Source organism: Halogranum amylolyticum (genome assembly GCF_900110465.1).
Taxonomy (GTDB): domain Archaea; phylum Halobacteriota; class Halobacteria; order Halobacteriales; family Haloferacaceae; genus Halogranum; species Halogranum amylolyticum.
This window is the reverse complement of record NZ_FODV01000013.1, coordinates 37,828-63,216: the sequence shown is the minus strand read 5'-3', so window position 1 is coordinate 63,216 and position 25,389 is coordinate 37,828. Positions and strand designations below refer to the sequence as shown.

The following is a 25,389-nucleotide window of genomic DNA, read 5'->3' as shown; positions in this document are numbered from 1 at the left end:
CAGTACTAGGTAACCGAGTAAGAGGGGGGGACCGCGTTTATTGGACGAGCTCGACGGCCGTCGCCACTGCATCGATCATGCTCTGTTCGGAGGCGACTCCTTCACCGGCGATGTCAAATGCAGTGCCGTGGTCGACGCTCGTACGAACGATTGGGAGTCCGATAGTGACGTTAACCCCGCTCACCGCGTCGTCGCTGCCGGTGAAGCCGAGCATTTTGATGGGGATGTGACCCTGATCATGATACATGGAGACGACGCAGTCGAACTCACCCGCCGCCGCTCGAACGTAGACTGTGTCCGGTGAGTGTGGACCGGTCACGTCGACACCCGTTTCCGCGACACGCTCCACAGCTGGTTCGATAATCTCTGCTTCTTCATCACCAAGGAGTCCACCGTCACTCGCGTGCGGATTTAACCCCGCAACAGCGATGGAAGGGTTGTCGATGTTGAGGTCATGCAGCGCTTCGTCTGTGACGGTGATTGTCGACGCGACATCGTCGACAGTGAGTTGCGAGCAGGCCTCCCGCAGCGGAATGTGTGTACTGACGTGTGTCACCGTCAGGTCATCCTCGATCAGCATCATCGAGTAATCCTCGGTATCGGTGTAGTCTGCGAGCATTCCCGTGTGGCCTGCGTACTTGCTTCCGGCCATCCGGGTCGCCTGTTTGTTGATGGGTGCAGTGGTCATCCCGTCGATCTCTCCAGCCTGTGCGAGCTCGATTGCTCGCTGGATGTATTCGAGGCTCGCCTCGCCGTTCGCTTGGGAGAGTTCGCCGTACTGGTGGGTGGACACGTTGTCGAGGTCGATTACTGGCAACACCTCGGGGTCGGCGTCCGCCTCGGTAGGTGAATCGACACGGTGAACAGTCAGACTTGGGGCAAACCGGTCTGCTGCGTCCGCCAGCACGGATGCGTCGCCGATTACCACAACGGTCGCTTTCTCGACCAGCGTCGGGTACGACTTGACAATGACTTCGCTTCCTATTCCTGCAGGGTCACCCATGGTAACGCCGATAGTGGGCAGTTGATTACTCATCAGAAAGACCGAGACGAGCGAGGGACTTAATTATTGCTTGCTCGTTACCGAACCCGCCTGCTTTCGTCACTGCCGTCACCCCGTCTGCTATCCCCCCATTGACCGTCGCGAGCGGTATTCCCGGAGCGACCTCTTCGCCGGCCATGCGGAGCGCCGTCGCGTCGAGACTGTCGAGGACCGCCCGCGCGGTTGACCCACCGGTGAGAAAGAGATTCGATGCTTGGCCATCCCGGACAACCTCGGCGGCGCCCGCAGCAAGTGCGTTCGTAATGCGACGCCGAGTTGTTTCCCCGTCGATACCCGCTCGCTCGCCAGCGGCCATCGCTCGGTCGACGTCGCTTCGTGCGTCGGCACTATGGAGGAGTACACCGCCGTGTTCGTTGACGACAGCGCTCCCACGGAACGCCAGGTCAGTCGCTGCAGTGGATGGGTCGGAAACCGCCATCTCGAGGTCGAGCTGTTGCCGCCGGTCCTTCGATATCTTCTCGATTTGTGCGAGCGTCTCCGGTGCCACGCTGCCTGACACTCCCACTACTGACCGATTCTCGTCGACGTTGACTGCTGCTCCAGAGTGTGTGCCTGGGGCGGTAATGTGTCCAGCGAGGCCGCCGCTCCCGACGTACAAACACTGTTCGGAGAGGTTGTCCGCTGCCGCAGCGAGCGTCGCGAGGTGGCTGTCCGTCACGGCATCGCAGGTAACGATGACCGGACCGTCTGTCGAACACATCGACTCGAGGGTTTCACGGACGACGGCCGTACCGCGCGAAACGGTCTCGATTCCGATTCGCTCGACGGGGTAGTCACTTGACGCGAAGAACGCGGGGAGCGAATCGTGTGTCGGTGGTCGTTCTTCGTCCTGTCCGGGCGGTGACTCAGTTATCAATTGCCCGTCGACGAGGTGATACCCACACGCGGTCAGCCGCCCGTTGGCCGGAAACGCCGGAGCGACGATGACAAGATCAGGATCCACTGCTTGCGTCGCAGCATCGACCTCAACACGGACATTTCCCCGAAGAGTTGAGTCGACCTTCTTGAAAACGACGGAAGGGTCGGTGGTCTCGAGGACTGTTCGAACCCGTTCGGCGGCAACAGCAGGCTCTGCGTAGCGTGATTCAGTGTTGTACACAGCGATATCCCCCTGTGGCGTCGCGTTGGATTGGGGGGAGATTACGACTCTGGTGTCGTAGTTGCGGGTCGCAAATTCGTGACCAGCATCACAGCTCCCAGTCAAATCGTCTGCGACGACGACACATCGGGTCATGGTTGAACCTCGTGGTATCTCTCACAGCGCGCACACTTGGCTAGATAGCCGTTCATGGTTCATATGGTGAGGTACTCCGTAAAGAAACGTTCGCACGGTCACCACCTCTGCTCGTGAGGGGCAAAACATAAGCCTCCCATTTGCTTTGATTAGGGTACCCATGGAGTTCGAGTTTCCAGGTCGTGACCGTCTGGAATCGACCAACGACGTTGAACTGTCTGACTTGCCCCGTGCCTACCGTGTCAGTTGCGTCCGAGACCACCCCACGGTTTCGAACGTCACAGCGGCCACAATTGATGCTGTAAACAACATCCCGGAACTTGACGAACTTGAACCGGGGAGCACAGTCGGCATCACAGCGGGGAGCAGAGGCATCGAAGATCTCCCGGCGGTCCTCGAAGCCATCGTTTCGGAACTCCAGTCACGGGGGCTCGAACCGTTCGTCTTCCCCGCGATGGGCAGTCACGGGGGGGCGACCCCCGAGGGACAGCGTGAGACGCTCGCGACGCTTGATATCACGCCCGATCGACTTGGCTGCGAAATCAAATCGTCGCTTGCCGTCGAACAGGTGGGAAGCGACTCGACCGGGCGGCCAGTGTACGCTGCCGAAGATGCGCTCGATGCCGACGCCATCCTGCTCGCCAACCGAATCAAGCTCCACACGGACTTTGAGGGTGACGTCGAGAGTGGGCTCTGCAAGATGGCCGTGGTCGGACTGGGCAAACAACGCGGCGCCAACAACATGCATAACGCTGCACTCGACCGTGGGTTTGCCACCGTCATTCCGGAGTGGGCCGGTATCCTCATCGAAGAGACACCCATCGTCGGCGGTGTAGGTATCATTGAGAACGCCGAGGAGCATGCAGCCGAGATTCACGGTGTTTCCGCCAAAGACCTCCTTGAGGTGGAACCAGAACTGCTGGAACGTTCCAAAGAACTGTTCCCTGAACTCCCGGTTGACGACCTGGACCTGCTCGTCGTCGACAAGATGGGCAAGGAAATCAGCGGGACTGGACTCGATACCAACGTTATCGGCCGAGTCAAGTTCCAGGGACAGATAGAGCTCGACAAGCCATCTCTCAGTCGGGTCTACGTTCGGTCACTGACGCCGGCATCCCACGGAAACGCCCTCGGCGTGGGTCTGACCGACCTCGTCCACCGCGACCTCGCGTCGGACATCGACTTCGAAGACACGTACGTCAACATCGTGACCAGCGGCGAACCGAGTCGGGCAAAACTCCCCTTCGTCGTCCCAAGTGACGCAACGGCGTTCGTGCTCTCGGCATCGATGACTGGCGTCGCCAGCGCGAGTGACCTCCGAATCGCCCGCATCAAGAGCACACTGACACCCGAAGAGCTGTGGGTGTCCGAACCAGTCGCCGAGGAACTCGCTGATCGAGAGGATATCCGCATCCATGAGGACCAACCGTGGGTGTTCGACGAGCATGGTGAACTCGAAATGGGCGACCTTGGTGAATCACCACACGACGATTAATTTCACTGTATTACGGCACGCTCAATGGCCTGAGCGACACATTTCAAGACGGGGTCACAAAGCTTCGATACCGCACGCACGGTGTCGCCGTGCACGCACTTGATCGATGAGAAGAACCTTCTCACACCTCACTCTCGGAATACCATTGGGCGCAACTCCAATCTGTCTCTCCTTCACTGTTTGCTGACGTCCCCGTTCGCACGGACTCCGTCGCTATCACTCCCGTGGATGGATTCGGAACTGGCAGCAAAAAAGACCGGTCGAAGCCGTTATTCGTTGTCGCTGGGGATGACGACTTTCTTCAGTCCTTCGTTGTTTTCCATTCGTTCGAACGCAGTCGGGATGTCTTTGAGGCCGATTTCCTCTGTTACGAGTGGAGCGGCGTCGATACGACCCTGCCGGAGTAGTGACACTGCCCGTTCGAACGAGTCTTGCGTGAGGGCAAAGGTTCCCCTGATGTCAAGATCATTGTAGTAGAGCTCGAAGGGACTGATCTCCATTGTCGCCTCTTGTTTCGGGACGCCCACAATAAGGGTATTACCCCCTTTGGCGGTCACATCGTAGGCTTGTTGAATCGTAGGGACGAGTCCGACGACTTCGATGCCAGCGTCGACTTCGCCTATTTCTTCCCGAATGGTTTCGACGGGATCGCCAGCTTCGGGGTCAACGACGAGGTCGGCACCCATCTCGGCGGCGAGTTCGCGGCGCTTAGGATCAAGCTCCGACACCGCGATTGGACTTGCACCGCGGTTCCGGAGCGTCTGCAGCATCAAGAGTCCAATCGGTCCGGCCCCGACCAGCGCGACGCTGTCGCCTTGACCGACTCCGCTTCGGTCGGCAGCGTGGATACAGCAGCCAAGTGGCTCGGCGAGCGCTGCGTGATGGAACGGTAAATCGCCAACCTTCTCAACGTTGGAGGCAGGCACCCGGACATACTCGGCGAATGACCCATCGATGATACGGTCGCCAGCGCCACCGATCGCGGTCGCGTTGTCACAGAGATTGGTTTCGCCTCGCTTGCAGTACGAGCAGGCACCACACGGCACCGCGGGATTCACAGCAACGCGGTCGCCGGGCTCTAGTTCAGAGACGTCGTCACCGAGTTCGGTGACGGTTCCAGCGCTTTCGTGCCCGAGCACCACCGGAAAGTCGACAGCGAAAGAACCGTGGTACATGTGAAGGTCGGTCGAGCAGACGCCGCACGCACCGACGCGTACCACTACCTCGCTTGGTTCCGGTTCCGGTCGTTCTCGCTCCTCTACCTCCATCTCACCGATGTCTGTCAGGGACGCTACGCGCATTGGTGTCTCCACGAATAGGTGCTTGCTGGTTTCTCGGTTCGAGTGTCGATTTTGTGCATCTGTGTCATTGCTCTAGTTTCGTCGTAAACTCGGGAATCTCAACGTCGGCAGGGAAGAACGTGGCCCTTCCCAAAGTCGAGGCCGAGTCATTCACACGGTGTAGCTCCAATCAAACACAGCCAAACATTGTATATAAACATTGGCACCATCTGACTGAACTGCTAACGACGGTGCCTATCGACTGTCCAATCGCCAGCTGTCGATTGGGACCTGTCCGCCGTCTATGCGGAGTTCGTGACCGTTGACGTAGTCGCTCGCCGGGGCGGCCAGGAAAGTGACCGCGTCGGCGATTTCTTCGGGTTCAGCGAACCGCCCTAATGGATTGTTGTTGAGGATCTGCTCGGTGACCGCGTCACTGAATCCCTCGGTCAGTCTAGTATTGGCCCACCCGGGAGCGACCGCATTGACACGAATTCCTTCTCGTCCGAGTTCAAGCGCGAGGCTCTTTGTCAACCCCAAGAGACTGTACTTTGCAACGTCGTACGCGGGTGACATCCCGACGCCGTTCTTCGTGTGAATCGAGGTGAAGTTAATTATCTTCCCGTATCCCTGCTCAACCATTCCATCGACCACTTCGCGGGTGCAGTTCAGCGCTCCATGTAGATGCACGTCCAGATTCAGTTCGAAGGTCCCGTCGTACCCTTCGTCTAGGAACGGTCCTGCGTCGCCCACGCCGGCGTTGTTGACGAGGATGTCGACTGAACCGAGTTCATCCGTCGCCGTTTCGACCATTGCAGCTACTTCTGCCTCGTCACTTACATCCGCGGGAACGCCAATTGCCTCGACACCAAGGTCTCGAATGTCCGCTGCGGTCTTTTCGGCCACTGCCTCGTCGATGTCGTTGATGACGACATCGGCACCGTTTCGAGCCAGTTCTTCGGCGGACGCTCGTCCCATTCCTCTCCCTGATCCACTGATTAGTGCAGTCTTACCTGTGAGGTTGCAATCCATTGCACTAACTGGTTTTCCTTGGGACAGTTAAATACATGTGCCCGGTCACGACCGAGTATCGGTGTCGGTTGGCCCGTAGCCGGAGAAAGAATTAAATATCATCATTCTAGTGGTGTGTATACGGTAAGCACACATGACCAGCGACCACGATAGACGGCAGTTTCTAAAAGCGGCAGGAGCAACGAGTTTAGGTGTTCTGGGCAGCCTTGCGGGATGTACGCGTGGGGGTGCAGGCGGAGATGGAGGTTCGTCCAACAGTAGCGGTGGCGGATCCTCCGGAGACCTTGCCATTCCACTTAGCAAGTACCAAGACGCGAACATCGACTGGAAACAGTTCGAAGGAGATAAGATCAACATCGGTGCTGTCCAGCATCCGTGGGTGTCGGCAATCAAACCCGCCATCCCGGTTTTCGAGGAACTCACCGGAATCGACGTCGTTTGGAACATCCTGCCTGAACAGCAGTTCCGGACCAAGCGTCAGACCGACGTCAGTACCGGTGCAGGGCAGTTCGACGTCTTCTTCATGGATCAGGTCGTCAACCAGTTCCGCCACGAAGGGTGGCTCCAGCCTCTCGATAAGTACTTCAACGATAGCAGCTTGTACGACGAGGGCTGGTACAAGCCCGACGACCTCTTCGAGGCGTCAAAGTGGCAGTGCCATGGTGGCGGCTACAGCGACAAATGGACTGGCATGCCGATCACAATCGAGGTCCAGACCCAGTTCTACCTACAGGACCTCTACGACAAACATGGACTCGAGGTTGCGGAAACGTGGAAACAGTTCCGCGAGAACGCCAAGACCATCCACGAGAACGAGTCCGACATCGTCGGCACGGCCGGTCGTGGCCAGAAGGGCTACGGGATGAACATCTACATCCTGAACACATTACTCCGTCAGAAAGGAACCAAGCTCTGGACCGACTTCCCGAACGACTCCGGACTCGACTCCCAGGGCGTCATCGAAGCAGCAGAGTGGTACACCAGCCTGCTTCAGGACTACGGTCCGGAAGGTGCATCCACGCAGACGTGGTCCGATGTCCAAGCGACGATGCAGGAAGGTCGGACTGGCCACATCGTCGCCGACGCCAACATGTTCTGGGGCGGCCTGACTAACGACGAGTCCAGCGTTGCCGATACCGTCCAGATCGCAAAGGTGCCCAAGCCTGAAGGCGGTGAATTGAACCCGAACGCGTTCACGTGGCAGATTTCGACGTCGAAAAACGCCAAGAACTCCGAGCAAGCGTTCCTGTTCATGATGTGGGCGACGTCCCAACCGACCGACACCTGGATGCATCTGGAGAGCAGCGGTGTGTTCTCCGTGCGACAGTCAGTCTGGGAGAACGATGAGTACCGCTCGAAAGTTGGTGAGGACTACGCACAGGTTTCGCTCGAATCACTGAAGGAAGCAGCGCCGGACCCGTTCGACCGCAAATACCCCGAATGGGGGCAGCGGTACTCCGAGGAACTGCAACGGGCTATCGCCGGGCAGAAACCTGCTGAGGCCGCGATGAAGCAAGCCGCGAAGGTCGCAGAAGACATCTACAGTGGCTGATATCGAGCTAGCATCTACATACACTCATGAGCACACCAACGCAGACAGAAACGACTGATACACACAGTCTAGCTAGACTACGGGACCTGTGGAACGACTACCTCCCGTACTGGTTCATGGCACCGATGGTGCTGGTGATGATGATGATCACCTTCTTCCCCGGTGCGTACGACCTCTATCTCAGCCTGATTGCAGAACCGACTTTGAACATCTTCGAGGCCGAGTTCGTCGGTCTGAGCAACTTCGAGACGGCGTTCACTCGCGGTGGGGCGTTCCACTCGTTCGTCATCACGGTCACCGTCGTCGTCAGTGCCTTGTTCCTCGAAAGCGTCCTCGGGTTCGTCCTCGCCGCATTCGTCGCCGGTGTCGAATCCTCACGAGCGAAGTCGTTCTACCGGGTGCTGTTCATTATCCCGATGGCAGTCGCACCTGTTTCGCTCGCGACCATCGGCAGAATCATGCTGAACAGCGAGGTCGGCATCATCCCGTATCTCATCAACACGGCGACGCCGTTCGCAGCCCCAGCGTTCCTCTCCGACCTCCCGTTGCTGACGGTGATTCTGCTGGATACGTGGAACTGGACGCCATTCATGTTCATCATTTTCTACGCTGGCCTCTCGTCGGTGCCCGACACCCTCGTTGAGGCGTCACGCGTCGACGGTGCGCCGCTGTGGCGGCGGTACATCCACGTCATCATTCCGTACATGAAGCCAGTGGTGTTTGTCGCCACCCTTATTCGGATGATTGACCTGTTCCGGACGTTCGGAGTCGTCTACGGGCTAACCCAGGGTGGTCCGGGGACGGCAACTCAATTGGTGAGTATCAACGTCTACGAACAGATGTTCATTAATAATTCGCCCGGGGTAGCCACTGCAATCGCGGTCGTCTACCTCATCTTCGTTATCGCGATCGCGAACATTGTCATCGCGAAAGTCGGCTTCGAGGGGGTGTGGGACTGATGGCGGCCCAGGACCTCGAATCCACGACTGGTTCACAGCGACTCGACAAAGACACCCGCGAGACGTTTGTCAAAATCGGTCGTCACGCCGTCTTGCTACTGTGGTCGTTCGTCGTGTTGTTCCCCCTGTACTGGCTCGCGTCGATGTCGCTGAAGCCACCAGGAGAGGCGAACTCGCTTCCGCCGGATTGGATCTTCCTGCCGACGGTGTACAACTACATCCAGCTCCTCCAGAACGGGGATTTCATCGCGGCCTTCGCCAACAGCGTCATCATGGTTGGTGTGTCCGTGATACTCGTCCTGCTCATTGGTGTCCCTGCCGCATACGTCCTCTCACGGTACGACATCCCGATGGAACGGGACGTGCTCGTGTGGATTCTCTCCTCACGGATGCTCCCGCCCATCGCCGTCGTCATCCCGTTTTTCGTCATCTTCCAGAAGTTGAACCTATTCGATACGCGAATCGGGATGGTGCTCATGTACATCAGTATCAACCTCTCACTCGTGGTGTGGGTGATGAAAGCGTTCTTCGACGGCATCCCAGAGACGCTCGAGGAGGCGGCCCGCGTTGACGGCGCGACCCGGTTCCAGGGATTCCGCAAGGTCGTCCTTCCTGCGGCCAAACCCGGAATCATTTCGGTCGCGATTATCAGCTTCATCTTCGCCTGGATCGAGCTTCTCTTCGGACTCGTGTTGACGAGCTTCAAGGCGGTACCGGTGACGCTGTACGTCTACTCGTTCATCGGTTCCCGCTCTATCGAGTGGGGGATGCTCGCGGCCGCCTCGACGGCGATGATCGTTCCCGTCATCATCTTCCTGATCGCGGTGAACAAATACCTCGCTGCCGGCCTCAGCTTCGGCGTGGTGATCAAAGAATGACACAGCTTCGTATCGACGACACGCACTGCTCGCAAAATGCACCTATACGGTGGAAATCGGACAACCGCACTACGGAGGTACACTAATGGCCAGCATCACGATAGATGACGTTACGAAACGGTTCGGGGACAGTGGCAATTCAGTCGTCGCAGTCGACGACATCTCCCTCGAAATCAAAGATGGCGAGTTCGTCGTCTTCGTCGGTCCATCAGGGAGCGGTAAGTCGACGCTCATGCGGACCGTCGCGGGACTCGAAACACAGTCGGAAGGAGATATCTACATCGGTGACGCGCTTGTCAATCAGTTCGGCCCGCGTGCACGGGACATCGCGATGGTGTTCCAGAACTACGCGCTCTACCCGAACATGACTGTCCAGGAGAACATGTCGTTTGGATTGAAGATGTCGACGGACCTCTCGAAGGAGGAAATCGAGGAGCAGGTCACGTCCGCCGCCGAGATGATGGGAATCGGCAATCTGCTGGACAACAAACCCGGAGAGCTCTCCGGGGGCCAGCAACAGCGCGTCGCGCTGGGCCGAGCCATCGTTCGTGACCCGAACGTGTTCCTGATGGACGAGCCGTTGTCGAACCTCGACGCGAAACTCCGAACGACGATGCGCACCGAGATCAATCGTCTCCAGAACGACCTCGACGTGACGACGCTGTACGTCACCCACGACCAGACGGAGGCGATGACGATGGGCGACCGTCTCGTCGTGCTCAACTACGGCGAACTTCAGCAGGTGGGTACGCCGCTGGAGTGTTTCTACCGTCCGGCGAACCAGTTCGTCGCCGGGTTCATCGGATCGCCGTCGATGAACTTTTTCGAGGGCCATCTCGAGGGCGGAACGCTCCAAGCCGATGGATTCGATTTCGACCTCACCGGCCAGATGCAGTCATCAGTTGAGAACCAAAACGAAATCGTACTTGGGATCAGACCGGAGGACATCACGCTCCACGAGCGTGCCAATGTCAACTACGAGTTCGAGGCAGTGGTTGACGTCGTCGAGCCAATGGGAAGCATCTCCTACGTCTATCTCCGCCCGCGAACGCAGGAGAGCGATAAGACGTTCGTCGTAGAGGCGGATGGCAAACAACCGATCACCGAGGGAGAGCATATCAACGTCAAAATACCCAAAGAAGATGTCCATCTGTTCGATGCGATTTCGGGGGAGACAATTCACCAGCGCAAACTCGATTCAGATACGGAAGTCACATTAAATGAACCGAGGTAAGCCACCAGCAGTTTCAATTGGGCGTCGATAGTCGTCTTCTCACTGTTCACCGTCGTAGCTGTTCACAGGTGGAAGGTACTCACACTTCGCCTTCACTAGCGGCTGGCGACCCGTGTAACTGAGGCTAATCTATGAGAGACTATTGATTACAACTGTGTGTCTCTGAGATCTATCTGATCGGTTCTATCGCATTCACTGCCAGTCTCCACGTCGGCTTCTGTTCACAGAACGTTGTCATGCAAGAACAGGCCACGAACTGTACGCTCCTGAACCAAGTCAACGGCTCGCCCTGCTTGAAGACCCATCCGCAAGAAGGCACAGACACAGTCAACTGGTACTATCCGGCGTGGTCTCCCGAGGATGGGAGTATCGGAGAGTGATGACTGCGTCATAGCATGCCACAGCTATTAGTGCCTGTATTATGTATCGTTGTGCATGCGAACCGCAGTGTTAGTCGAACCTCTACAGTTTGAATTCCAAGATCGTCCTCAACCGTCGCCAGGTCCAGACGACGTCCTCGTCGCCGTTCGAGACGTTGGAATCTGTGGTTCCGACGTTCACTATTACGAACACGGTCGTATCGGAGATTACATCGTCGAAAACCCACTCGTCCTCGGCCACGAGAGTGCGGGAGAGGTTGTCGATGTCGGTGATAACGTCACCGAACTCGAACCGGGTGATCGCGTCGCCCTCGAGCCAGGTGTTCCGTGTCGTCGATGTAGCCACTGCAAGCAGGGCGACTACCACCTTTGTGAGGACGTTCGGTTTATGGCGACACCACCCCACGACGGTGCCTTCACCGAGTACGTCTCCTGGCCGGCCGATTTCGCCTACAAACTGCCTGAGAACGTCTCGACCACAGAGGGAGCACTCTGTGAACCGCTCTCCGTTGGTATCCACGCCTGTCACCGTGGAGATGTTGAAACGGGTGACACCGTACTCGTGACTGGTGCAGGTCCAATCGGACTACTGGTAATGGAGACCGCTCGAGCGGCCGGTGCGACCGATATCATCGTGACGGACGTTGTCGACGAGAAGCTCACATTCGCTCGCGAGCGAGGGGCCGACCTCGTAGTCAATGTCGCGGAGGACGATTTGGAGGCAACTGTCGATGACTATACCGACGGCGTCGGTGTCGACGTGGCCGTTGAGGCGTCCGGTGCAGTTCCGTCCATCCAGAGCACACTCGACGTCGTCTGCCGGGGAGGTACCGTCGTCCTCGTCGGGCTCGCAAGTGAGGCGACAGTCCCCTTCGATGTGCTTGAGATCATCGACAACGAACTCGATGTCCTCGGATCGTTCCGATACAAGAACACCTACCCGGCAGCGATCGATCTCTTGGCTGATGACATCGTCGACGTTGAAGGGATCATCCAGTTCGAATCTTCGCTCGAAGACATCGACGACGCTTTCCAGCGAGCGATGGACCCGAACGTCATCAAAGGAATGGTCACCCTGGATTCGTGAAATTGCGATTAGCAACAAGGGAAAATATCGATTTCAACATAACAGAATCGATTCGGAGTACTACTCGAACTGCGTGTCGTAGGTAGTCACGGCTTCTGCGATGTCGTCGTACGACGGTGTCTCACCCGTCTGGACGAACACGCGAGCAAGCGCATTGCCTAAGACAACAGCAGCGTCCTCGGGCAGCCCTTCGACGAGACCGAGGGAGACCCCCGCGTTGAAGTGGTCCCCAGCGCTGGTGGTCAACTCCGGAGATTCGACTGGAGCGACGCTCACACTCGTCATGTCGTTATCGCTTACCACCACTGACTCGGTCGCGCTATGCCCGACAAACCGGTCGACATCCAGTGCATCGAATGCGACGCGAGCGTCGGCTTCGAGGTCATCGCCGGTCTGATCTCCGAGTACAGTCGCGAGCTCTTTGGTTTCGTAGCGGTTCGCCGAGACGGTCACCTCGACAACGTCCCTGAGTCGGCGTGTCGCCGCGACAATTGACTCCAGCATTTCACGGTCGATTTCTCGGATATTCGCTGGATCGAGCAGGACGTGCTGCGGTGGATCTGTTAGCTTCGGGAACACCGTCTCTCGCAGCTGATCTAAGATGGTCGCGAGCTCAGGAATCATCGCCCAGTAGCCGATTCCAAGCAGCTTTGCCCCGTCAAGCTCGTCGACTAGTGTGTCGATTCCGACGTGTGATTGGAGCGTTTCCCAGTCCAGTGTTGCAGCACCACCACTATCCATCAACATGAACTTTCCATCATCAAATTCAATGGCGTCGGTGACTCCCGGGTCTCCCAGCGAATGTATTGTGCACTCTCCGAACTCTTGTTCGAAGAGGTCGAGAACCGGGTCTCCGCACATCCCAACGATTGTCGGATCGAACCCCAGGTTCTGGTACACACGAGATAAGTGGCTGACGTGTCCACCAGTTCGCTGTCCACAACGTTCCCACGAGATTGACAGCGAGCTCCCTGCAGCTGCCGATGTTACAATCTCCTCACCGAACTCGTCCAGTGTCGTGATGCGCTCGTTGTCCGATGCACCAGCGTTCGTCCCGGCCTGTCGGACATTATCAATGTAGCCATCAAAGCCGAACACTACGTCCCCACCGCTCGGGTTGGACGGAAGGTGCTTCTGGCACGAAACTACCGCGTCACGCGTCTGGGAATCTGGATAGTTAGTTGGTGTCATCGGTCTCACATTCCATTGTCTGCCTGCGCTTGTTCCCACAGCACTCCTGTGGCAGCATCTCTGGCACGGTGTTTCACTGATGTCGTAAATTGATATTCAGTGGACTGTACGAGCATCTCGGTCTCGGTTGGATACTGCAGTATACCCTGCGGAGTGTATCCGATCGGTTCGATAACCGTCGGTACCCGCGATTCTGCTAGCAGACTCATGAATGGAGATACTATGGTGGGTGTATAAAAAATTAGGGACCAACCCAGTAGGCCTGTACAGGGAGCTATCAGTCAGTAGGGGTTTCTGTCGTCTCCGTAGGTGTGCTTTCCAAAGGGGTGTATCGGATAGGTACGGCCATATTGGGCGCACACAAGGAGATTTAATAGTGATTGTACCCCGATTTGAAATGGATGAACTCGAACGATAGTTCCTACTTGGATTCAGCCACTGACATGGCCAACGAAGATACGATTCGTGTTGGGCTGAACGGTTTCGGCCGCATCGGCCGCAACGTGTTCCGTGCCGTACTGGAAGACCCGCGTATCGACCTCGTCGGCATCAATGACGTGATGGACGTCGAGGACATGACGTACCTCGCGAAATACGACACCGTCATGGGTCGCCATGATGGCGTGGAACTCAAAGACGACCACCTCACCATCGGTGGGACGTCGGTGCCGCTGTACAACGAGCAGAGTCCCGCCGAACTGCCGTGGGACGAGCTGGACGTCGACGTCGCCCTGGAGTGTACGGGCATCTTCCGGACGCTGGACGGCGCGAGCGAGCACCTCGAAGGGGGAGCAGACAAGGTGGTCATCTCGGCGCCGCCGAAGGGTGACAAGCCCGTCAAACAGTTGGTTTACGGTGTCAATCACGACAAGTACGACGACGAGGATGTCGTCTCCAATGCTTCCTGTACGACCAACAGTGTGACGCCGGTCGCGAAAGTGCTCGACGAGAACTTCGGCATCAATAGTGGCCTGCTCACGACAGTCCACGCCTACACGGGTAGTCAGAGTCTCATCGACGGCCCGCAGGGCAAGACCCGCCGTGGCCGCGCCGCCGCTGAGAACATCGTCCCCACGTCGACGGGCGCCGCACAGGCCGCCACCGAGATTCTGCCACAGCTGGATGACAAACTCGACGGGATGGCAATTCGTGTACCGGTCCCGAACGGTTCGATCACGGAGCTCGTCGTCGACCTCGAGGGTAACCCGAGTGCAGAGAAGATCAACGAAGCGTTCCGTGAGGCCGCCGACAACGAACTCGCCGGCGTCCTCGGTTACACCGACGACGAGGTCGTCTCCTCGGACATCGTCGGGTGGCCATTCTCCTCGACGGTCGACCTCAACTCGACGAACGTCGTCAACGACGGCGAGATGGCCAAGATCCTCACGTGGTACGACAACGAGTACGGCTTCTCGAACCGCATGCTCGACATGGCCGCCTACATTACTGCCTAGGAATGTCGCCGAATACTGGTGTCCAATATCGGTAGCGACCACAGCGGCTTGTCTCGCGGAGAAGGATTGTCCTCTTGTCAACATAACAGGTGGTGTGAACCCCCCTTTGCCAGCGTCGGAACCGGGTTTGAAGATAGAGATGGACAGGCTTGTCTGTCGGCTATCGTGGGACCCGAGAATACGGTAGAATCTCTCTACTGAATGGTGAATATCTCACCAATCACCAAAGTCTAAGTACAAGGTGTGAATGGAATTAGTCGATGATATCTGGAGCAGACTCTGCAGTTACACGCAGTGACAAGGCACTGATCCTCGCGTACGACCACGGGCTGGAGCATGGTCCAATCGACTTCGAAGACGTCCCAGCGTCGGCGGACCCCGAGACGGTGTTCGACGTCGCGACCCACGACGCTGTCACCGCCTTCGCCGTCGGGAAGGGTCTTGCGGAAGCGTACTATCCGTCCTACGAGGACGACGTCACGCTTCTCGCGAAGTTGAACGGGACCTCCAACATGTGGATGGGTGAGCCAGATTCCGCCGTGAACTGGTCCGTCGAGAATGCGGCCGACCTCGGTGCGGAGGCAATCGGATTTACGCACTACGGTGGGTCGAACAACGAAGTCGAGATGGCCGAGGAGTTCCGCGACGCACAGGAGGCCGCCCGCGACCACGACATGGGCGTCGTCATGTGGTCCTACCCACGTGGGCAGGGCCTGAAGAACGACACCAGCGCGAGTACCATCGCCTACGCTTCCCGCCTCGGACTCGAACTCGGTGCCGACATCACGAAGATCAAGTATCCGGGCTCCGCCGACGCGATGCAGTGGGCTTGCGACGTCGCCGGCAACACGAAGATCGTCATGTCCGGCGGGTCGAAGACCAGCGATCGGGAGTTCCTCGAAACCGTCGAGACGGCGATGAGCGCCGGTGCCTCGGGCCTCGCGGTCGGCCGCAACGTCTTCCAGCGAGAGAACCCGACAGAACTGCTCGACGGTCTTGAACAGGTCATCTTCGAGGACAAGACGGCTGACGAGGCGCTCGGAGTTATGTCTTCGGCGGAGAGTCGTGCTGACACCACCTCTGATTGATGTCGACGCACGTGGATTCCCACACTGATGCAGTCACTGAGATATTCGACACGGTCGCTGCACTCGCTCCCGACGTCCGAGAGGCGCTTCCGGGTCGGCGTACGCAGAACGACGAGACAAATCCGAGCGGTGAGACACAGCTCGCGGCCGACGCCTACGCCGACGAGTTGTTCCTCGAGGAACTCGGGGCGCTCGATGCGGTGGTCGGGTACGCCAGCGAGGAACGGACAAAGGTCGTTCCGACAGACGACGATGGAGAATCAGGGCTCTCGGTCGCCATCGACCCCCTCGATGGCTCTTCGAACCTGAAGTCCAACAACACGATGGGGACCATTGTCGCCGTCTACGACGCTCCGCTCCCTGCTGCGGGCGCGGACCTTGTCGCCGCAGCGTACGTGCTGTTCGGCCCCATCACGACGATGATGGCTGCTGACGCTAACGGCGTCACGGAGTATCTCGTCGACGACGGGAGGCGAGAAGTGCTCGAAGAAGACGTACGCCTCCCCGACGACCCCTCGGTCTACGGCTTCGGCGGTCGCGTCCCCGACTGGCCGACGGACTTCGCGGGGTACGTTGACGATATCGAGGCAGACGAGAGCATGAAACTGCGCTACGGCGGGGCGATGATCGGTGACATCAATCAGGTGCTCACTTACGGCGGTATCTTCGCCTACCCGGCGCTTCAGTCCGCGCCAAACGGGAAGCTTCGCCTCCAGTTCGAGGGATACCCTATCGGCTTCATCATCGAGACGGCTGGCGGGTCTTCCTCCGATGGCACGAAGTCGTTGCTCAACGTCGAACCGACCGACCTGCACCAACGCGTGCCGGTCCACGTCGGTACTGTCGCTCTGATTGAGGACATGGAGGAAGAAATTCAGTGAACTACCCCACCCTACCGTTCGCCTGACGGCTCGCGCTTGAGGGTGTCGTCAGAACTCAAAGAGTTCTGACTGCTAACCAGCAGTCTCTGACTTCTGGTGATGGGGCTTCCTGCTTCTACGACGCGCTTTGCAGGAACCGAAGTGGTTCTTGTAGGGAGCGCAGTCTCCACAGGCGTTAACGAATCGCGACGCGATTCGTTCGCACACCAGAAATCTTTGATTTCTGGGGACGTTGATTCGGAGCGTCCCGCTCCTAACTGCTTGATACCGCGAGAAAGAATGTTCCACGCCGCGTTCCAATCTCGATCTGCCGTGAAGCCACACGAGGGACAGGAGTGTTCGCGTACCCACAACGGCTTGTCGCTTTTCACTCCACATGCGGCGCACTCTTTGGTCGTATTCCGTGGGTCAACCGAGATGAAGTGTGTTCCTTCTCGCTCGCATTTGTATTCGAGCATCCGAAGAAAAGTACTCCATGCGGCGGATGCTCGGTTACGCGAGTTTTTGTTGAACTGCATCATCCCGGCGACGTTCAAGTCTTCGACTGCGACGAGCGTGCGCCTGAGGCTTTTAGGAAGACGAGTTTACCTATCCGGCAATGTTGTAGCTCATCGAATTCTTATCTCGTTATAAGTAAGATTGAGAAGGAGTGGATACGGCGCTTATCTGGTTGATGAATTCCGTTGCATGGGGGTTGTTGAGGACGCACTCGGAATATTCTGCTGCTTCGATTGCAACCGATATCGTGGAGTCGCTACGCTGAAATCTGGCGGTTCTCCAGCGCAACTCGGAATTGGACACTACTGCGGTGCTCTGAGATAGTATCGTTTAGAATTCATGTGTCCAATGTTGATTTCACACATAGATTGATAATCCTGTGTTTCTAGCTACCGAATGTCACACTGTTACAAGAACAGTGTGTGTCGTCCGGGTCAGCAGTGACCGTGAAGTAAGTGGTGTGTCGACCCACTGTCTCGTAACCAGCCCTACGTTTCCCTGTGAGTCACCGGGTCGGCACCCGCGCCACTCTAAAAAATCTGTGAACTGATGGCTGACTGAGTAGCAACTGGTAAGGTTGATCTCCATAACCCCCAGGAAACTACTCCAGCTATTTACTAACGAGGAGTCGTTTAGCGCCGGTCTTCCTCTTTCCACGAACTGACTTATACTAACTGTCCCCCTGGAATATCAACTAGCAATTCGACCGACGTTCAATCAGGATTCTTATATAACTAAATCGAAGTAGTTGAATCAACAATAGAGTAGCGTGAATATCCAATTTCCTCTATTAGAAATGTCATTCAGAGACCTGAACCGATGACCCTATTTGGTGTCGTTATTTAGAACAATTGGATAGAATAAGAAAGATTATGGTAGAGGGATTGATCCAGTATCTTGGGAAGATTTTGATTCCACGTATATTATATGAATAACACAAATTTCTTGCCCTGGCTGCGTGACCAGCATGATTGAACCCTTTCATTTTTCTAGCGTGAGGGATAGTGGTTCAGAGCGCTCAAAGTTCGGGATTAGAAGAGAACAACAGATTCCAAGTTGAGCACGTATTTGTAATCTCGTGTACTGATAGTGCTATTTAATATATCTACTTGGATAATTAGTTACCTCGTTACTTGTGTGCTTCCACATCGATAATGAGGAGAAACAGCCATGTGTGACCTCCATTTTCGCGAGGAAGATTATGCGGACACGGTGGGGTGTCCGCCGTCACCGGCTGCTCGAGCTGACTCTCTCCCCAACCAAGCTCGGCGGCAAGTGGTTCTCACCGTGGTTTAGCCGAACTAAACGGTGTTCTACACCCGTGTTGAGAATATGGCCCGATTATAGTACTGTCGCGTACTTCCCTCTAGACCCTGTAAGCGCTGGATTTACAACGGCAACATGGTGTGTGGTGAGCTTCTCGGTTTCTGGCAATCCCCCCGTCCTGAGGGTTCGAATGAGCCATCGAGGAATCGACGCTCCAGGCTCACTCGTCGTCAGCTGGACCATGATACTTCGATTTGATACTGTCGTCCTCTCGCCACTGCCAGTACTCGTAGTCGTTTGCCGTTAATCGTCTTCACTGTGAACGACGCTTTCGAGGGGACGCCCTTCGGACGGCGATAGCAGTACTCCGCGAGGATTCCGAGGCGGAGAGGGTCGAGATGCGTCACTTCCGGACAGCGATAGAGGAGATCCGCCCGACGATCACCGACGACCTCATGGACTATTTTGAGCAAGTGAAAGAGGAGTTCCTGGGTGATGCAGAGATTGGCGCGCGTCGTGAAGCTCGCCGAGGGTTCCAATAGGGTGCGCGGCCTCCATCTAGCATAGGGGTTTCAGACCCTTTGTTAATACTTACCGGCGAAATGTACCCGTCTATATGGCGTTACGCACTCGTCGAACCGTCTACTATCTCGCATTGGTCATCGTGACGACTCTTGTTTTCACGGTGGTATACAACGTCGGCATGGCCATCTGGGAGAATCGTCCTCAGCCTCTATATCATTCCCTCGAAATCGTCATCCAGAGCTTCACCACAACCGGATATGGGGAAGACGCACCGTGGCGAACCTTGCAGATGAACCTCCTGGCGATCGTGATGCAACTCGCAGGGATCGGACTCATTCTCACCGCTGTAGACGTATTTGCGGTTCCGTGGCTTCGTGACGCGCTTTCTCCGATGGCTCCCGAAACAGTTCATGGTCTTGATGGGCATATTATCATCTGCGGACATACGCCTCGCACCGATGTCTTGATTGAGGAACTTGATGCGCGTGACCGCGAATACGTTCTCATCGAACCGGATGCGGACATCGCAAGCAGCCTCCACGAGGCGGAATATAACGTCATCCACGGCGATCCCGAATCTACTGACGTGCTCGAAAATGCACAGATCTCCTCGGCAATCGCCATTGTGGCGGATGCCGCCGATGATACGAACGCGAGCATTGCTCTCTCGGCACTCGAAATCAATCCCAATGTGAGAATTATATCGTTGATCGAAGATGCAGCATTAGCCCGGTATCATCAGTTGGCCGGAGCGGACACTGTTCTCTCGCCGCGTCAACTGTTAGGTGAGAGCTTGGCAGGCGAAGTCCCGACCGCTGTGACAGCAACTGTTGAGGAAGGCGTCGAAATCGGCGATGACTTCGAGTTAGTTGAACTCTCAGTCGAGGAAGGTAGTGATCTCTGTGACAAAACGTTCGCCGAGGCACAGCTGCGCGAGCGATTCGGGGCGAACGTGATCGGGGTCTGGTTCAACGGGAATTTCAAAACCCCAATCGATCCGAATGATGAACTGGACGCCGGAACACGGCTGCTCGTGGCTGGCGAGTCCGATCAGTTGGATATGCTCCGAGATGCGACGGCTGCCACCGTCAGCAAATTTTCCGCGCAGGAAATCATCATAGCCGGATATGGAGACACCGGGCAAGCGGCTTACGAGGCACTCATGAATACCAGTTCACGACTGACCGTCCTCGACATTGAAGAGAAGGAACATACCGACGTAGTTGGCGATGCCCGTGATCCGGATGTCCTAGAAGCGGCAGGAATCGAGGAAGCCTCAGTTCTGCTTCTCGCGGTCGAGGACGACACGACGGCGATCTTCGCCACGCTGATCGCACGGGATCTGAATTCCGATCTTCAAATCGTCGTGCGAGCAAATGAGGAGGAAGATGTGCAGAAGCTGTATCGGGCGGGAGCAGATTACGTACAGTCGTTGGCGACGGTCAGCGGGCGCATGTTGGCCTCAACGGTGTTTGAAGACGAGGATCTGCTAGTGTACGACAAGCAAGTTAGCGTGGTGCGTCTCCCGGCACCCAGTCTGGAAGGGAGAACGCTGGTGGATGAGGAGGTTCGAACAGTCACGGGATGTACGGTCGTGGCAATCGTCAGAGACGGTGAGTCGATCACCGACTTCGACCCTGAACGTTTTCGGCTCGAGGCTACCGACGAGGTAGTGATCGCCGGGACTGACGAGAACATTACGCGGTTCGAACGTCGATTCGGTGCGGAATAACCACATCCGGTCATCGGTGAATCTCTGTTCTTGAGAACCAACAGAGTAGGTTATGTTTGACGTAGTCATATCGACAATTATGAATACATCAACTCCGCGCGTTGAATCGAATGAACGGATCGAGAGCGTCTCCACCGGTGTCGGAAGTTGGTGGCTGTACCTCGCCGTCGCCGTAGGGGGGACGTGGACATTCTGGCTAGCAGCAATCGTTCTTGGGGTAAGTTTCGATAGTGCGGTGGGACTCGCGTTGCTCCTCGCTGGCCTTGCCGTCCCCGGTGTGTCTGGTGTCGCGTTCGTCTACCTCGTCTATGACGAACGTGGGCGAGTCGACTTCTGGAATCGCGTTACTGACCCTCGACGGATTGAAATCCGCTGGCTGGTCGTGATTCTACTCGTACCCTTAGGTGCCAGCGTTCTCGCTGGTGTCGTGGACCTGCTCCTCGGTGGACCTGGGCCTATGTGGGGAGAAGGGGTGACTCAGTTCGGTGTCACTCCTCTCGCCATCTTTCCGGCGTTGTTCTTTGCAACGCTTCCCCCAATTTTAGAAGAGCTGGGATGGAGGGGGTACGCGTTAGACCGTCTTCAACTGAAGTGGTCCGCGTTGGGGGCAAGCCTCATTCTGGGTTCTGTCTGGGCGCTCTGGCATCTCCCCCTGTTTTTCATTGAAGGAACCTATCAACACGACTCGGTCGGATTTGCGACTACAGGGTTCTGGCTGTTCATGACCGGCGCCCTCGCCGCCTCGACCGTTGTTACGTGGCTCTACAACAACACCGGTCGTAGCGTCTTTGGCATTATCGTCTTCCACGGGTGGCTGAACTTCACCGCCGAGATTATCGTCGTCCCGGATTTAATCTACTATCCGCTCTGGTTCGTGCTTGCCAGCGCAGTCGTCCTCGTCTGGGGAAGAAAAACCATGACGGACTCGCCGGATGTCTCTCTCCCGCCACTCCCGTCTGATTGATAGCCAACTGTCTCTTCTACCATCCTCAGAAAGTGTTGATTGAGTCAGTCGCCGCTGACCAACTTGCGCTCTCTATTCAGCACGACCACAGAAACCTCACCGAATGCTGTCAGTAGTGGTGTGCGACATACAGAGGGTGTGTTCGTCAGTGAGGATTCATTTATTCCATCTCACCCACGCTGAACTAACCGCTGAGTAGCGCCTGTTTACAGATACACTCGTCTGAGAGCGGATCGTGTGGTGACTATGGCGACGATGATAATCACAAACCTCGACAACAATCCCAAGTTCGTGAATGCCCGTAAGGCGAAAAGAGCAGCAAGGGCTACCACAGCAGAGCCAATCATTATCTGATTCTCACGGGAAATCATACCAGATATCAAGAGAGTCAATTGAAACACCTACCGAAAGGTGGTTCGCCTGCACAGAGCGATTCGTCTCCATCGGTGTGAGCGTTGAGACCGTGACCGATTCGCGCACTGAGTTCAGCACGGTCACAGAAAACTCTCCGGATGCTGTCAGAAGTGGCGTGACACATACAGAGGGTGTATCGTTCACTACGGCGACTGTGATTACTGGCTCAATTTCCAACGTAAACGAAAGCGAAGAACGAGATTATACTCGCCGGGATTCCCGCAAAGACGAAGAATAGGAATCCAACCTGACTGCTTAAGAAGAGATATGTCAAAGCGATTCCGAGGATTGCCGAGCAGATTACAATTAGGACGTTTAATTGGCGGTGGAGGGTCTCAGACACATTTCGACATTGAATACTCAGTAAATCAATCTATTGGGTCACAACAAAAAATCATTGTAAGATATGCGCGCTCTATTCAGCACGACCACAGAAACCTCACCGAACGCTGTCAGAATCTGCGTGCTGAACTTAGAGAGTAAGTTCAGCAGGCCCAACCTCGGGTGTAGTCTCATAGCGCGCTCTATGAAGGACTCACGATTATCTGCGCGAAATTCACTGCAGATTGGCGATACCGTAAACGACTGCAAGGGAGACACCGGTCAAACGCACGAATGACATGAGTAGATCGCGAACAGGGGCAGCCTGTTCTGGCAGGAGGAACGGGACGGTGATGAGTGTCATTCCGATGTACAACTCTACGAGCAAGGCGAGTAAGATGATTCCTGCTACTCGAAGGCCGACCGAAACGAATCGCTGACCTGCTGCAAATCTACTAAGACCGCTGGAACTCATATGCAATTTAGATGGAACGTTGACAAATACTTTCTGGATAATCTCCGCGAATATATCATCCGAGCCAATGGCCGACTTGCGCGCTGAGTTCAGCACGAACAGAGAAACCTAATCAATTCTTGTCAGGAAAGTCGTGCAACAGACAGAGTGGAGAATACGTTGCGGCTGTCACTTCGTAATTCGGAGGCCGACGTCGGTCTCGTAGAGATAGCCTTTCAACAGCAGCTGTTCGAGAAGCGCTTCGGCCTCGGAGTGCTCGACTTCGCCGGCAGTGATCCAGTCGATCGCTGTGTCGTGCGTGAATGGCTCGTCTGTTGCAACCGCCTGTTCGATCTGTTCGAAGGCTGTTTGTTGTGTTGGGGTCAATCGGTTCGGCGAATGCCGCATGAGGAGTCCGTTGCGCCGCTGCTACGGTGATTGTTGGGGTTTAGTGTAACAGCGTGACCTGTCGAGACAGCGTTTGGGACGCCTACACCATCCTGAGAATCATTTCAGAGTTCTCTGTCGCTCTCGTGGGGCCGTCAGTTGGTTTCGGGTCTCTCGTTTACGGCTGGGCGCTCGACCGTCGGCGCGGTGCCGATTAATCAACATACTCGGCTCTGTTGGTTAATGAGCTGCGAATGGCCCGCTCGAGTGATGGTTTACGATACGAGCGACCTAGACCATTATACAGTGATCTCTCGAAGCACGGTCACTACGCCGATGGTCGAAATTCCTGACTCACTGCAGTGTCTGTGTACTGCGTCTGTGACCGAACGGAAGGGGTCGTACCGTATCGAGATTCCACGCGAAGAAGTTGCACACGGCGAACTCGACGTCGGCGGGTTCTATCGCGTTGGCGTGCTCACGCATACTGCCGCGGCGTCGTCGTCAGACTCGTCTTCGGCCGCTTCCTCGGACACGGAACCACAGGTGCAGCAGGGCCCGCCCGTCGAGGAGGGCGAAGTACGGGAGGTCACAATCGAGACGCTTGGTGAGCAAGGTGACGGCATCGCGAAGGTCGAGCGCGGCTACGTCGTCATCGTCGACGGTGGCCACCCCGGCGACGTCGTGGACGTGAAGATTCAGACGGTTCGCGAGAACGTGGCCTTCGCCGAGATCGTCGCCGAGTCGTAGCGCCCTAGTGATGGAGTCGATTTGTAGTTGTTTAGGCCCAAGGCCAGAACCCGGCCGCCATCAGGTAACCAGCAATGGCAGTGATGGCACCAACGATACCTGTGAATGAAGCAATTGGTGCCGTATATTCGTCTCGGTTCAATGCCAGAAGAACAAAAAATGCGGCCCATAACACGGCCCAAATCCACCAGAGAAGACTTAGACCCAGGTCACCAGTTTGCAAGACGAGATAGCCTGTCGGAAGGGCAACAACGGCTACAAATGCACAGTACCAACCAAACGAACGCTGATCTTCGATACCCCGATGTGCATTAACACCAAGCCAGAGATATGTGAATGAGAACAACATTGTTCCAGCTGCATTAAATGGCGTTCCTTCTGAAGCCGCTCCACCGAAGCCCCACCAGAGCACGATTAAGAATGTAATCACCCCGACGAGGAGATTAAACACCGCAACATCACGGTCCGCTCCATGCCCATGTAACCACAGCCCATTGACCATCAAGACGCCCCCCACGAATAGCAGTCCCATTCCAAGTACGCTATACAGCGTCATCTCTCACCACCCGGTGTTTTGCCAACATGGCTGACAATACCACACATGGGATTTCGACATTTATAATTTTGTTATATTTACAATGCTTTTTCAATTGCTAATATGGAGAATTATCACTCTGGGTTGTGGGGGTACTCAAGTCCCGATGGGTAGTCGCTCTCGGTTGTTGTATCGAGCCGGAGTGCAATACAGAAGCGGTCGAAGCCGACCTCGATACTGGCAAATATCAAGAGCTCGATAAATTCCTCTTCGGTAAATGGTTCCTGCAGTGCAGTAAACTCAGTATCGGACAATCGTTGCGGATTTTCGGCAAGAGAATCAGCGAGACGGACTGCAGCAACTTCCCGAGTCGTCAACGGCTGTTCGTCTATCTCTGAGCGCATCACTGCATCCTCTTTCTCTGCGATTGTATCCTCGACAGCGACAGTGCGAACCGTCGCACAGTACGCACATTCATGGACCGTAGCGATACGTAACCGCATTAGCTCAAGTAACTCAAGGTCGATCTGCTCGTTAACCGGAAACACAGCGAAAAGCGAATAAATTCGCTCCAAAAGATCTGGCACGTACGCCATCGCCCCAAAGAATGCAGTCTCTTGGTACCAGCCGTCTTGTGTCTCCTCTAGCAGTTGTCTGAGTTCGTTATCTTCGACGTCGGTCGGTGATAGTGGTTCGATTCGCGATGGCATGGACGAGCAATGGTACCGTATGACA

22 protein-coding genes and 1 pseudogene are annotated in these 25,389 nt (G+C 56.2%); 13 read left to right on the top strand and 10 right to left on the bottom strand.

Annotated features, from left to right (window positions below):
- Positions 1 to 37: 37 nt before the first annotated feature.
- A complete protein-coding gene (pdxA, locus tag BSG17_RS18185; RefSeq protein WP_089826659.1) occupies positions 38 to 1,036 on the bottom strand; it encodes a 4-hydroxythreonine-4-phosphate dehydrogenase PdxA in 999 nt (332 codons plus the stop codon).
- A complete protein-coding gene (locus tag BSG17_RS18180; RefSeq protein ID WP_089826657.1) occupies positions 1,029 to 2,297 on the bottom strand; it encodes a four-carbon acid sugar kinase family protein in 1,269 nt (422 codons plus the stop codon). Before BSG17_RS18180 ends, pdxA begins: the two co-directional genes overlap by 8 nt.
- Positions 2,298 to 2,457: 160 nt before the next feature.
- On the opposite strand from BSG17_RS18180, the gene BSG17_RS18175 reads away from it, so the two are divergent.
- Positions 2,458 to 3,792 carry a nickel pincer cofactor-dependent isomerase, group 22 gene (locus BSG17_RS18175; protein ID WP_089826655.1) on the top strand — a complete coding sequence of 445 codons (1,335 nt, stop codon included), beginning with the start codon at positions 2,458 to 2,460 and terminating at the stop codon, positions 3,790 to 3,792.
- A gap of 269 nt (positions 3,793 to 4,061) precedes the next feature.
- Here the strand turns inward: BSG17_RS18175 and BSG17_RS18170 are convergent, their stop codons facing one another.
- Positions 4,062 to 5,093 carry an alcohol dehydrogenase catalytic domain-containing protein gene (locus BSG17_RS18170; protein WP_089826653.1) on the bottom strand — a complete coding sequence of 344 codons (1,032 nt, stop codon included), beginning with the start codon at positions 5,091 to 5,093 and terminating at the stop codon, positions 4,062 to 4,064.
- A 234-nt stretch (positions 5,094 to 5,327) separates the two neighbouring features.
- Complete coding sequence (locus tag BSG17_RS18165; protein ID WP_089826651.1) at positions 5,328 to 6,104, bottom strand: SDR family NAD(P)-dependent oxidoreductase; 777 nt, start codon at positions 6,102 to 6,104, stop codon at positions 5,328 to 5,330.
- Between the two features lie 133 nt (positions 6,105 to 6,237).
- Between BSG17_RS18165 and BSG17_RS18160 the strand changes: the two genes are divergently transcribed.
- The 5 genes from BSG17_RS18160 to BSG17_RS18140 all read left to right on the top strand — a co-directional run bounded on the left by BSG17_RS18160 (position 6,238) and on the right by BSG17_RS18140 (position 12,194).
- Positions 6,238 to 7,656 (top strand): substrate-binding domain-containing protein, encoded by a 1,419-nt coding sequence (locus BSG17_RS18160; protein WP_089826650.1) that lies wholly within the window; start codon positions 6,238 to 6,240, stop codon positions 7,654 to 7,656.
- A gap of 26 nt (positions 7,657 to 7,682) precedes the next feature.
- Positions 7,683 to 8,615, top strand: a complete 933-nt coding sequence (locus BSG17_RS18155; RefSeq protein ID WP_089826648.1) for a carbohydrate ABC transporter permease — start codon at positions 7,683 to 7,685, stop codon at positions 8,613 to 8,615.
- Positions 8,615 to 9,493: a carbohydrate ABC transporter permease gene (locus BSG17_RS18150; RefSeq protein WP_089826646.1), complete on the top strand. Its 879-nt coding sequence runs from the start codon at positions 8,615 to 8,617 to the stop codon at positions 9,491 to 9,493. Before BSG17_RS18155 ends, BSG17_RS18150 begins: the two co-directional genes overlap by 1 nt.
- 85 nt (positions 9,494 to 9,578) lie before the next feature.
- Positions 9,579 to 10,727 carry an ABC transporter ATP-binding protein gene (locus BSG17_RS18145; RefSeq protein ID WP_089826644.1) on the top strand — a complete coding sequence of 383 codons (1,149 nt, stop codon included), beginning with the start codon at positions 9,579 to 9,581 and terminating at the stop codon, positions 10,725 to 10,727.
- A 435-nt stretch (positions 10,728 to 11,162) separates the two neighbouring features.
- On the top strand, positions 11,163 to 12,194 hold the full coding sequence (locus tag BSG17_RS18140) for an NAD(P)-dependent alcohol dehydrogenase (RefSeq protein ID WP_089826642.1): 1,032 nt from the start codon (positions 11,163 to 11,165) through the stop codon (positions 12,192 to 12,194).
- Between the two features lie 60 nt (positions 12,195 to 12,254).
- Here the strand turns inward: BSG17_RS18140 and BSG17_RS18135 are convergent, their stop codons facing one another.
- Positions 12,255 to 13,385: a PfkB family carbohydrate kinase gene (locus BSG17_RS18135; RefSeq protein ID WP_139246691.1), complete on the bottom strand. Its 1,131-nt coding sequence runs from the start codon at positions 13,383 to 13,385 to the stop codon at positions 12,255 to 12,257.
- A gap of 401 nt (positions 13,386 to 13,786) precedes the next feature.
- On the opposite strand from BSG17_RS18135, the gene gap reads away from it, so the two are divergent.
- From gap to BSG17_RS18120, 3 genes are all read left to right on the top strand, one after another.
- Positions 13,787 to 14,839 carry a type I glyceraldehyde-3-phosphate dehydrogenase gene (gap, locus tag BSG17_RS18130; RefSeq protein WP_089826638.1) on the top strand — a complete coding sequence of 351 codons (1,053 nt, stop codon included), beginning with the start codon at positions 13,787 to 13,789 and terminating at the stop codon, positions 14,837 to 14,839.
- Between the two features lie 260 nt (positions 14,840 to 15,099).
- The gene (locus tag BSG17_RS18125) at positions 15,100 to 15,927 is read left to right on the top strand and encodes a class I fructose-bisphosphate aldolase (protein ID WP_089826635.1); all 828 of its coding nucleotides are present in this window, start codon (positions 15,100 to 15,102) and stop codon (positions 15,925 to 15,927) included.
- Positions 15,927 to 16,808, top strand: a complete 882-nt coding sequence (locus BSG17_RS18120; protein WP_089826633.1) for a class 1 fructose-bisphosphatase — start codon at positions 15,927 to 15,929, stop codon at positions 16,806 to 16,808. Before BSG17_RS18125 ends, BSG17_RS18120 begins: the two co-directional genes overlap by 1 nt.
- A gap of 11 nt (positions 16,809 to 16,819) precedes the next feature.
- Here the strand turns inward: BSG17_RS18120 and BSG17_RS18115 are convergent.
- A pseudogene (locus tag BSG17_RS18115) lies at positions 16,820 to 17,362 on the bottom strand (RNA-guided endonuclease InsQ/TnpB family protein); the annotation flags it as partial.
- Between the two features lie 1,608 nt (positions 17,363 to 18,970).
- Between BSG17_RS18115 and BSG17_RS27170 the strand changes: the two are divergent.
- The 3 genes from BSG17_RS27170 to BSG17_RS18105 all read left to right on the top strand — a co-directional run bounded on the left by BSG17_RS27170 (position 18,971) and on the right by BSG17_RS18105 (position 21,793).
- The gene (locus BSG17_RS27170) at positions 18,971 to 19,114 is read left to right on the top strand and encodes a hypothetical protein (RefSeq protein ID WP_170864862.1); all 144 of its coding nucleotides are present in this window, start codon (positions 18,971 to 18,973) and stop codon (positions 19,112 to 19,114) included.
- A gap of 74 nt (positions 19,115 to 19,188) precedes the next feature.
- Positions 19,189 to 20,829 (top strand): potassium channel family protein, encoded by a 1,641-nt coding sequence (locus BSG17_RS18110; RefSeq protein WP_089826631.1) that lies wholly within the window; start codon positions 19,189 to 19,191, stop codon positions 20,827 to 20,829.
- A gap of 79 nt (positions 20,830 to 20,908) precedes the next feature.
- Positions 20,909 to 21,793, top strand: coding sequence for a type II CAAX endopeptidase family protein (locus BSG17_RS18105; protein ID WP_089826629.1), 885 nt, complete (start codon positions 20,909 to 20,911; stop codon positions 21,791 to 21,793).
- Positions 21,794 to 22,763: 970 nt separating this feature from the next.
- Here BSG17_RS18105 and BSG17_RS18100 read toward each other — a convergent pair.
- Both BSG17_RS18100 and BSG17_RS18095 read right to left on the bottom strand, forming a co-directional pair.
- Positions 22,764 to 23,003, bottom strand: a complete 240-nt coding sequence (locus BSG17_RS18100; RefSeq protein ID WP_139246690.1) for a hypothetical protein — start codon at positions 23,001 to 23,003, stop codon at positions 22,764 to 22,766.
- A 168-nt stretch (positions 23,004 to 23,171) separates the two neighbouring features.
- Positions 23,172 to 23,369, bottom strand: coding sequence for a hypothetical protein (locus BSG17_RS18095; protein ID WP_244531593.1), 198 nt, complete (start codon positions 23,367 to 23,369; stop codon positions 23,172 to 23,174).
- Between the two features lie 336 nt (positions 23,370 to 23,705).
- Here BSG17_RS18095 and BSG17_RS18090 point away from each other — a divergent pair, with 336 nt between their 5' ends.
- Positions 23,706 to 24,119 (top strand): TRAM domain-containing protein, encoded by a 414-nt coding sequence (locus BSG17_RS18090; protein WP_089826623.1) that lies wholly within the window; start codon positions 23,706 to 23,708, stop codon positions 24,117 to 24,119.
- Between the two features lie 31 nt (positions 24,120 to 24,150).
- On the opposite strand, the gene BSG17_RS18085 is transcribed toward BSG17_RS18090, so the two are convergent.
- Positions 24,151 to 24,675, bottom strand: a complete 525-nt coding sequence (locus BSG17_RS18085; protein ID WP_211609198.1) for an AmiS/UreI family transporter — start codon at positions 24,673 to 24,675, stop codon at positions 24,151 to 24,153.
- Between the two features lie 113 nt (positions 24,676 to 24,788).
- On the bottom strand, positions 24,789 to 25,364 hold the full coding sequence (locus tag BSG17_RS18080; RefSeq protein ID WP_089826619.1) for a carboxymuconolactone decarboxylase family protein: 576 nt from the start codon (positions 25,362 to 25,364) through the stop codon (positions 24,789 to 24,791).
- Between the last annotated feature and the right edge of the window lie 25 nt (positions 25,365 to 25,389).

Bases quoted from the DNA above. Each gene is read 5' to 3' on its own strand.
- BSG17_RS18085 (WP_211609198.1), bottom strand. From the start codon at position 24,675: ATGACGCTGTATAGCGTACTTGGAATGGGACTGCTATTCGTGGGGGGC.
- BSG17_RS18105 (WP_089826629.1), top strand. From the start codon at position 20,909: ATGAATACATCAACTCCGCGCGTTGAATCGAATGAACGGATCGAGAGC.
- BSG17_RS18100 (WP_139246690.1), bottom strand. From the start codon at position 23,003: ATGAGTTCCAGCGGTCTTAGTAGATTTGCAGCAGGTCAGCGATTCGTT.
- BSG17_RS18180 (WP_089826657.1), bottom strand. From the start codon at position 2,297: ATGACCCGATGTGTCGTCGTCGCAGACGATTTGACTGGGAGCTGTGAT.
- BSG17_RS18155 (WP_089826648.1), top strand. From the start codon at position 7,683: ATGAGCACACCAACGCAGACAGAAACGACTGATACACACAGTCTAGCT.
- BSG17_RS18175 (WP_089826655.1), top strand. From the start codon at position 2,458: ATGGAGTTCGAGTTTCCAGGTCGTGACCGTCTGGAATCGACCAACGAC.
- BSG17_RS18140 (WP_089826642.1), top strand. From the start codon at position 11,163: ATGCGAACCGCAGTGTTAGTCGAACCTCTACAGTTTGAATTCCAAGAT.
- BSG17_RS18125 (WP_089826635.1), top strand. From the start codon at position 15,100: ATGATATCTGGAGCAGACTCTGCAGTTACACGCAGTGACAAGGCACTG.
- BSG17_RS27170 (WP_170864862.1), top strand. From the start codon at position 18,971: ATGCGTCACTTCCGGACAGCGATAGAGGAGATCCGCCCGACGATCACC.
- pdxA (WP_089826659.1), bottom strand. From the start codon at position 1,036: ATGAGTAATCAACTGCCCACTATCGGCGTTACCATGGGTGACCCTGCA.
- BSG17_RS18170 (WP_089826653.1), bottom strand. From the start codon at position 5,093: ATGCGCGTAGCGTCCCTGACAGACATCGGTGAGATGGAGGTAGAGGAG.
- BSG17_RS18090 (WP_089826623.1), top strand. From the start codon at position 23,706: ATGGTCGAAATTCCTGACTCACTGCAGTGTCTGTGTACTGCGTCTGTG.
- BSG17_RS18145 (WP_089826644.1), top strand. From the start codon at position 9,579: ATGGCCAGCATCACGATAGATGACGTTACGAAACGGTTCGGGGACAGT.
- BSG17_RS18165 (WP_089826651.1), bottom strand. From the start codon at position 6,104: ATGGATTGCAACCTCACAGGTAAGACTGCACTAATCAGTGGATCAGGG.
- BSG17_RS18080 (WP_089826619.1), bottom strand. From the start codon at position 25,364: ATGCCATCGCGAATCGAACCACTATCACCGACCGACGTCGAAGATAAC.
- BSG17_RS18120 (WP_089826633.1), top strand. From the start codon at position 15,927: ATGTCGACGCACGTGGATTCCCACACTGATGCAGTCACTGAGATATTC.
- BSG17_RS18135 (WP_139246691.1), bottom strand. From the start codon at position 13,385: ATGACACCAACTAACTATCCAGATTCCCAGACGCGTGACGCGGTAGTT.
- BSG17_RS18160 (WP_089826650.1), top strand. From the start codon at position 6,238: ATGACCAGCGACCACGATAGACGGCAGTTTCTAAAAGCGGCAGGAGCA.
- gap (WP_089826638.1), top strand. From the start codon at position 13,787: ATGAACTCGAACGATAGTTCCTACTTGGATTCAGCCACTGACATGGCC.
- BSG17_RS18110 (WP_089826631.1), top strand. From the start codon at position 19,189: ATGGCGTTACGCACTCGTCGAACCGTCTACTATCTCGCATTGGTCATC.
- BSG17_RS18150 (WP_089826646.1), top strand. From the start codon at position 8,615: ATGGCGGCCCAGGACCTCGAATCCACGACTGGTTCACAGCGACTCGAC.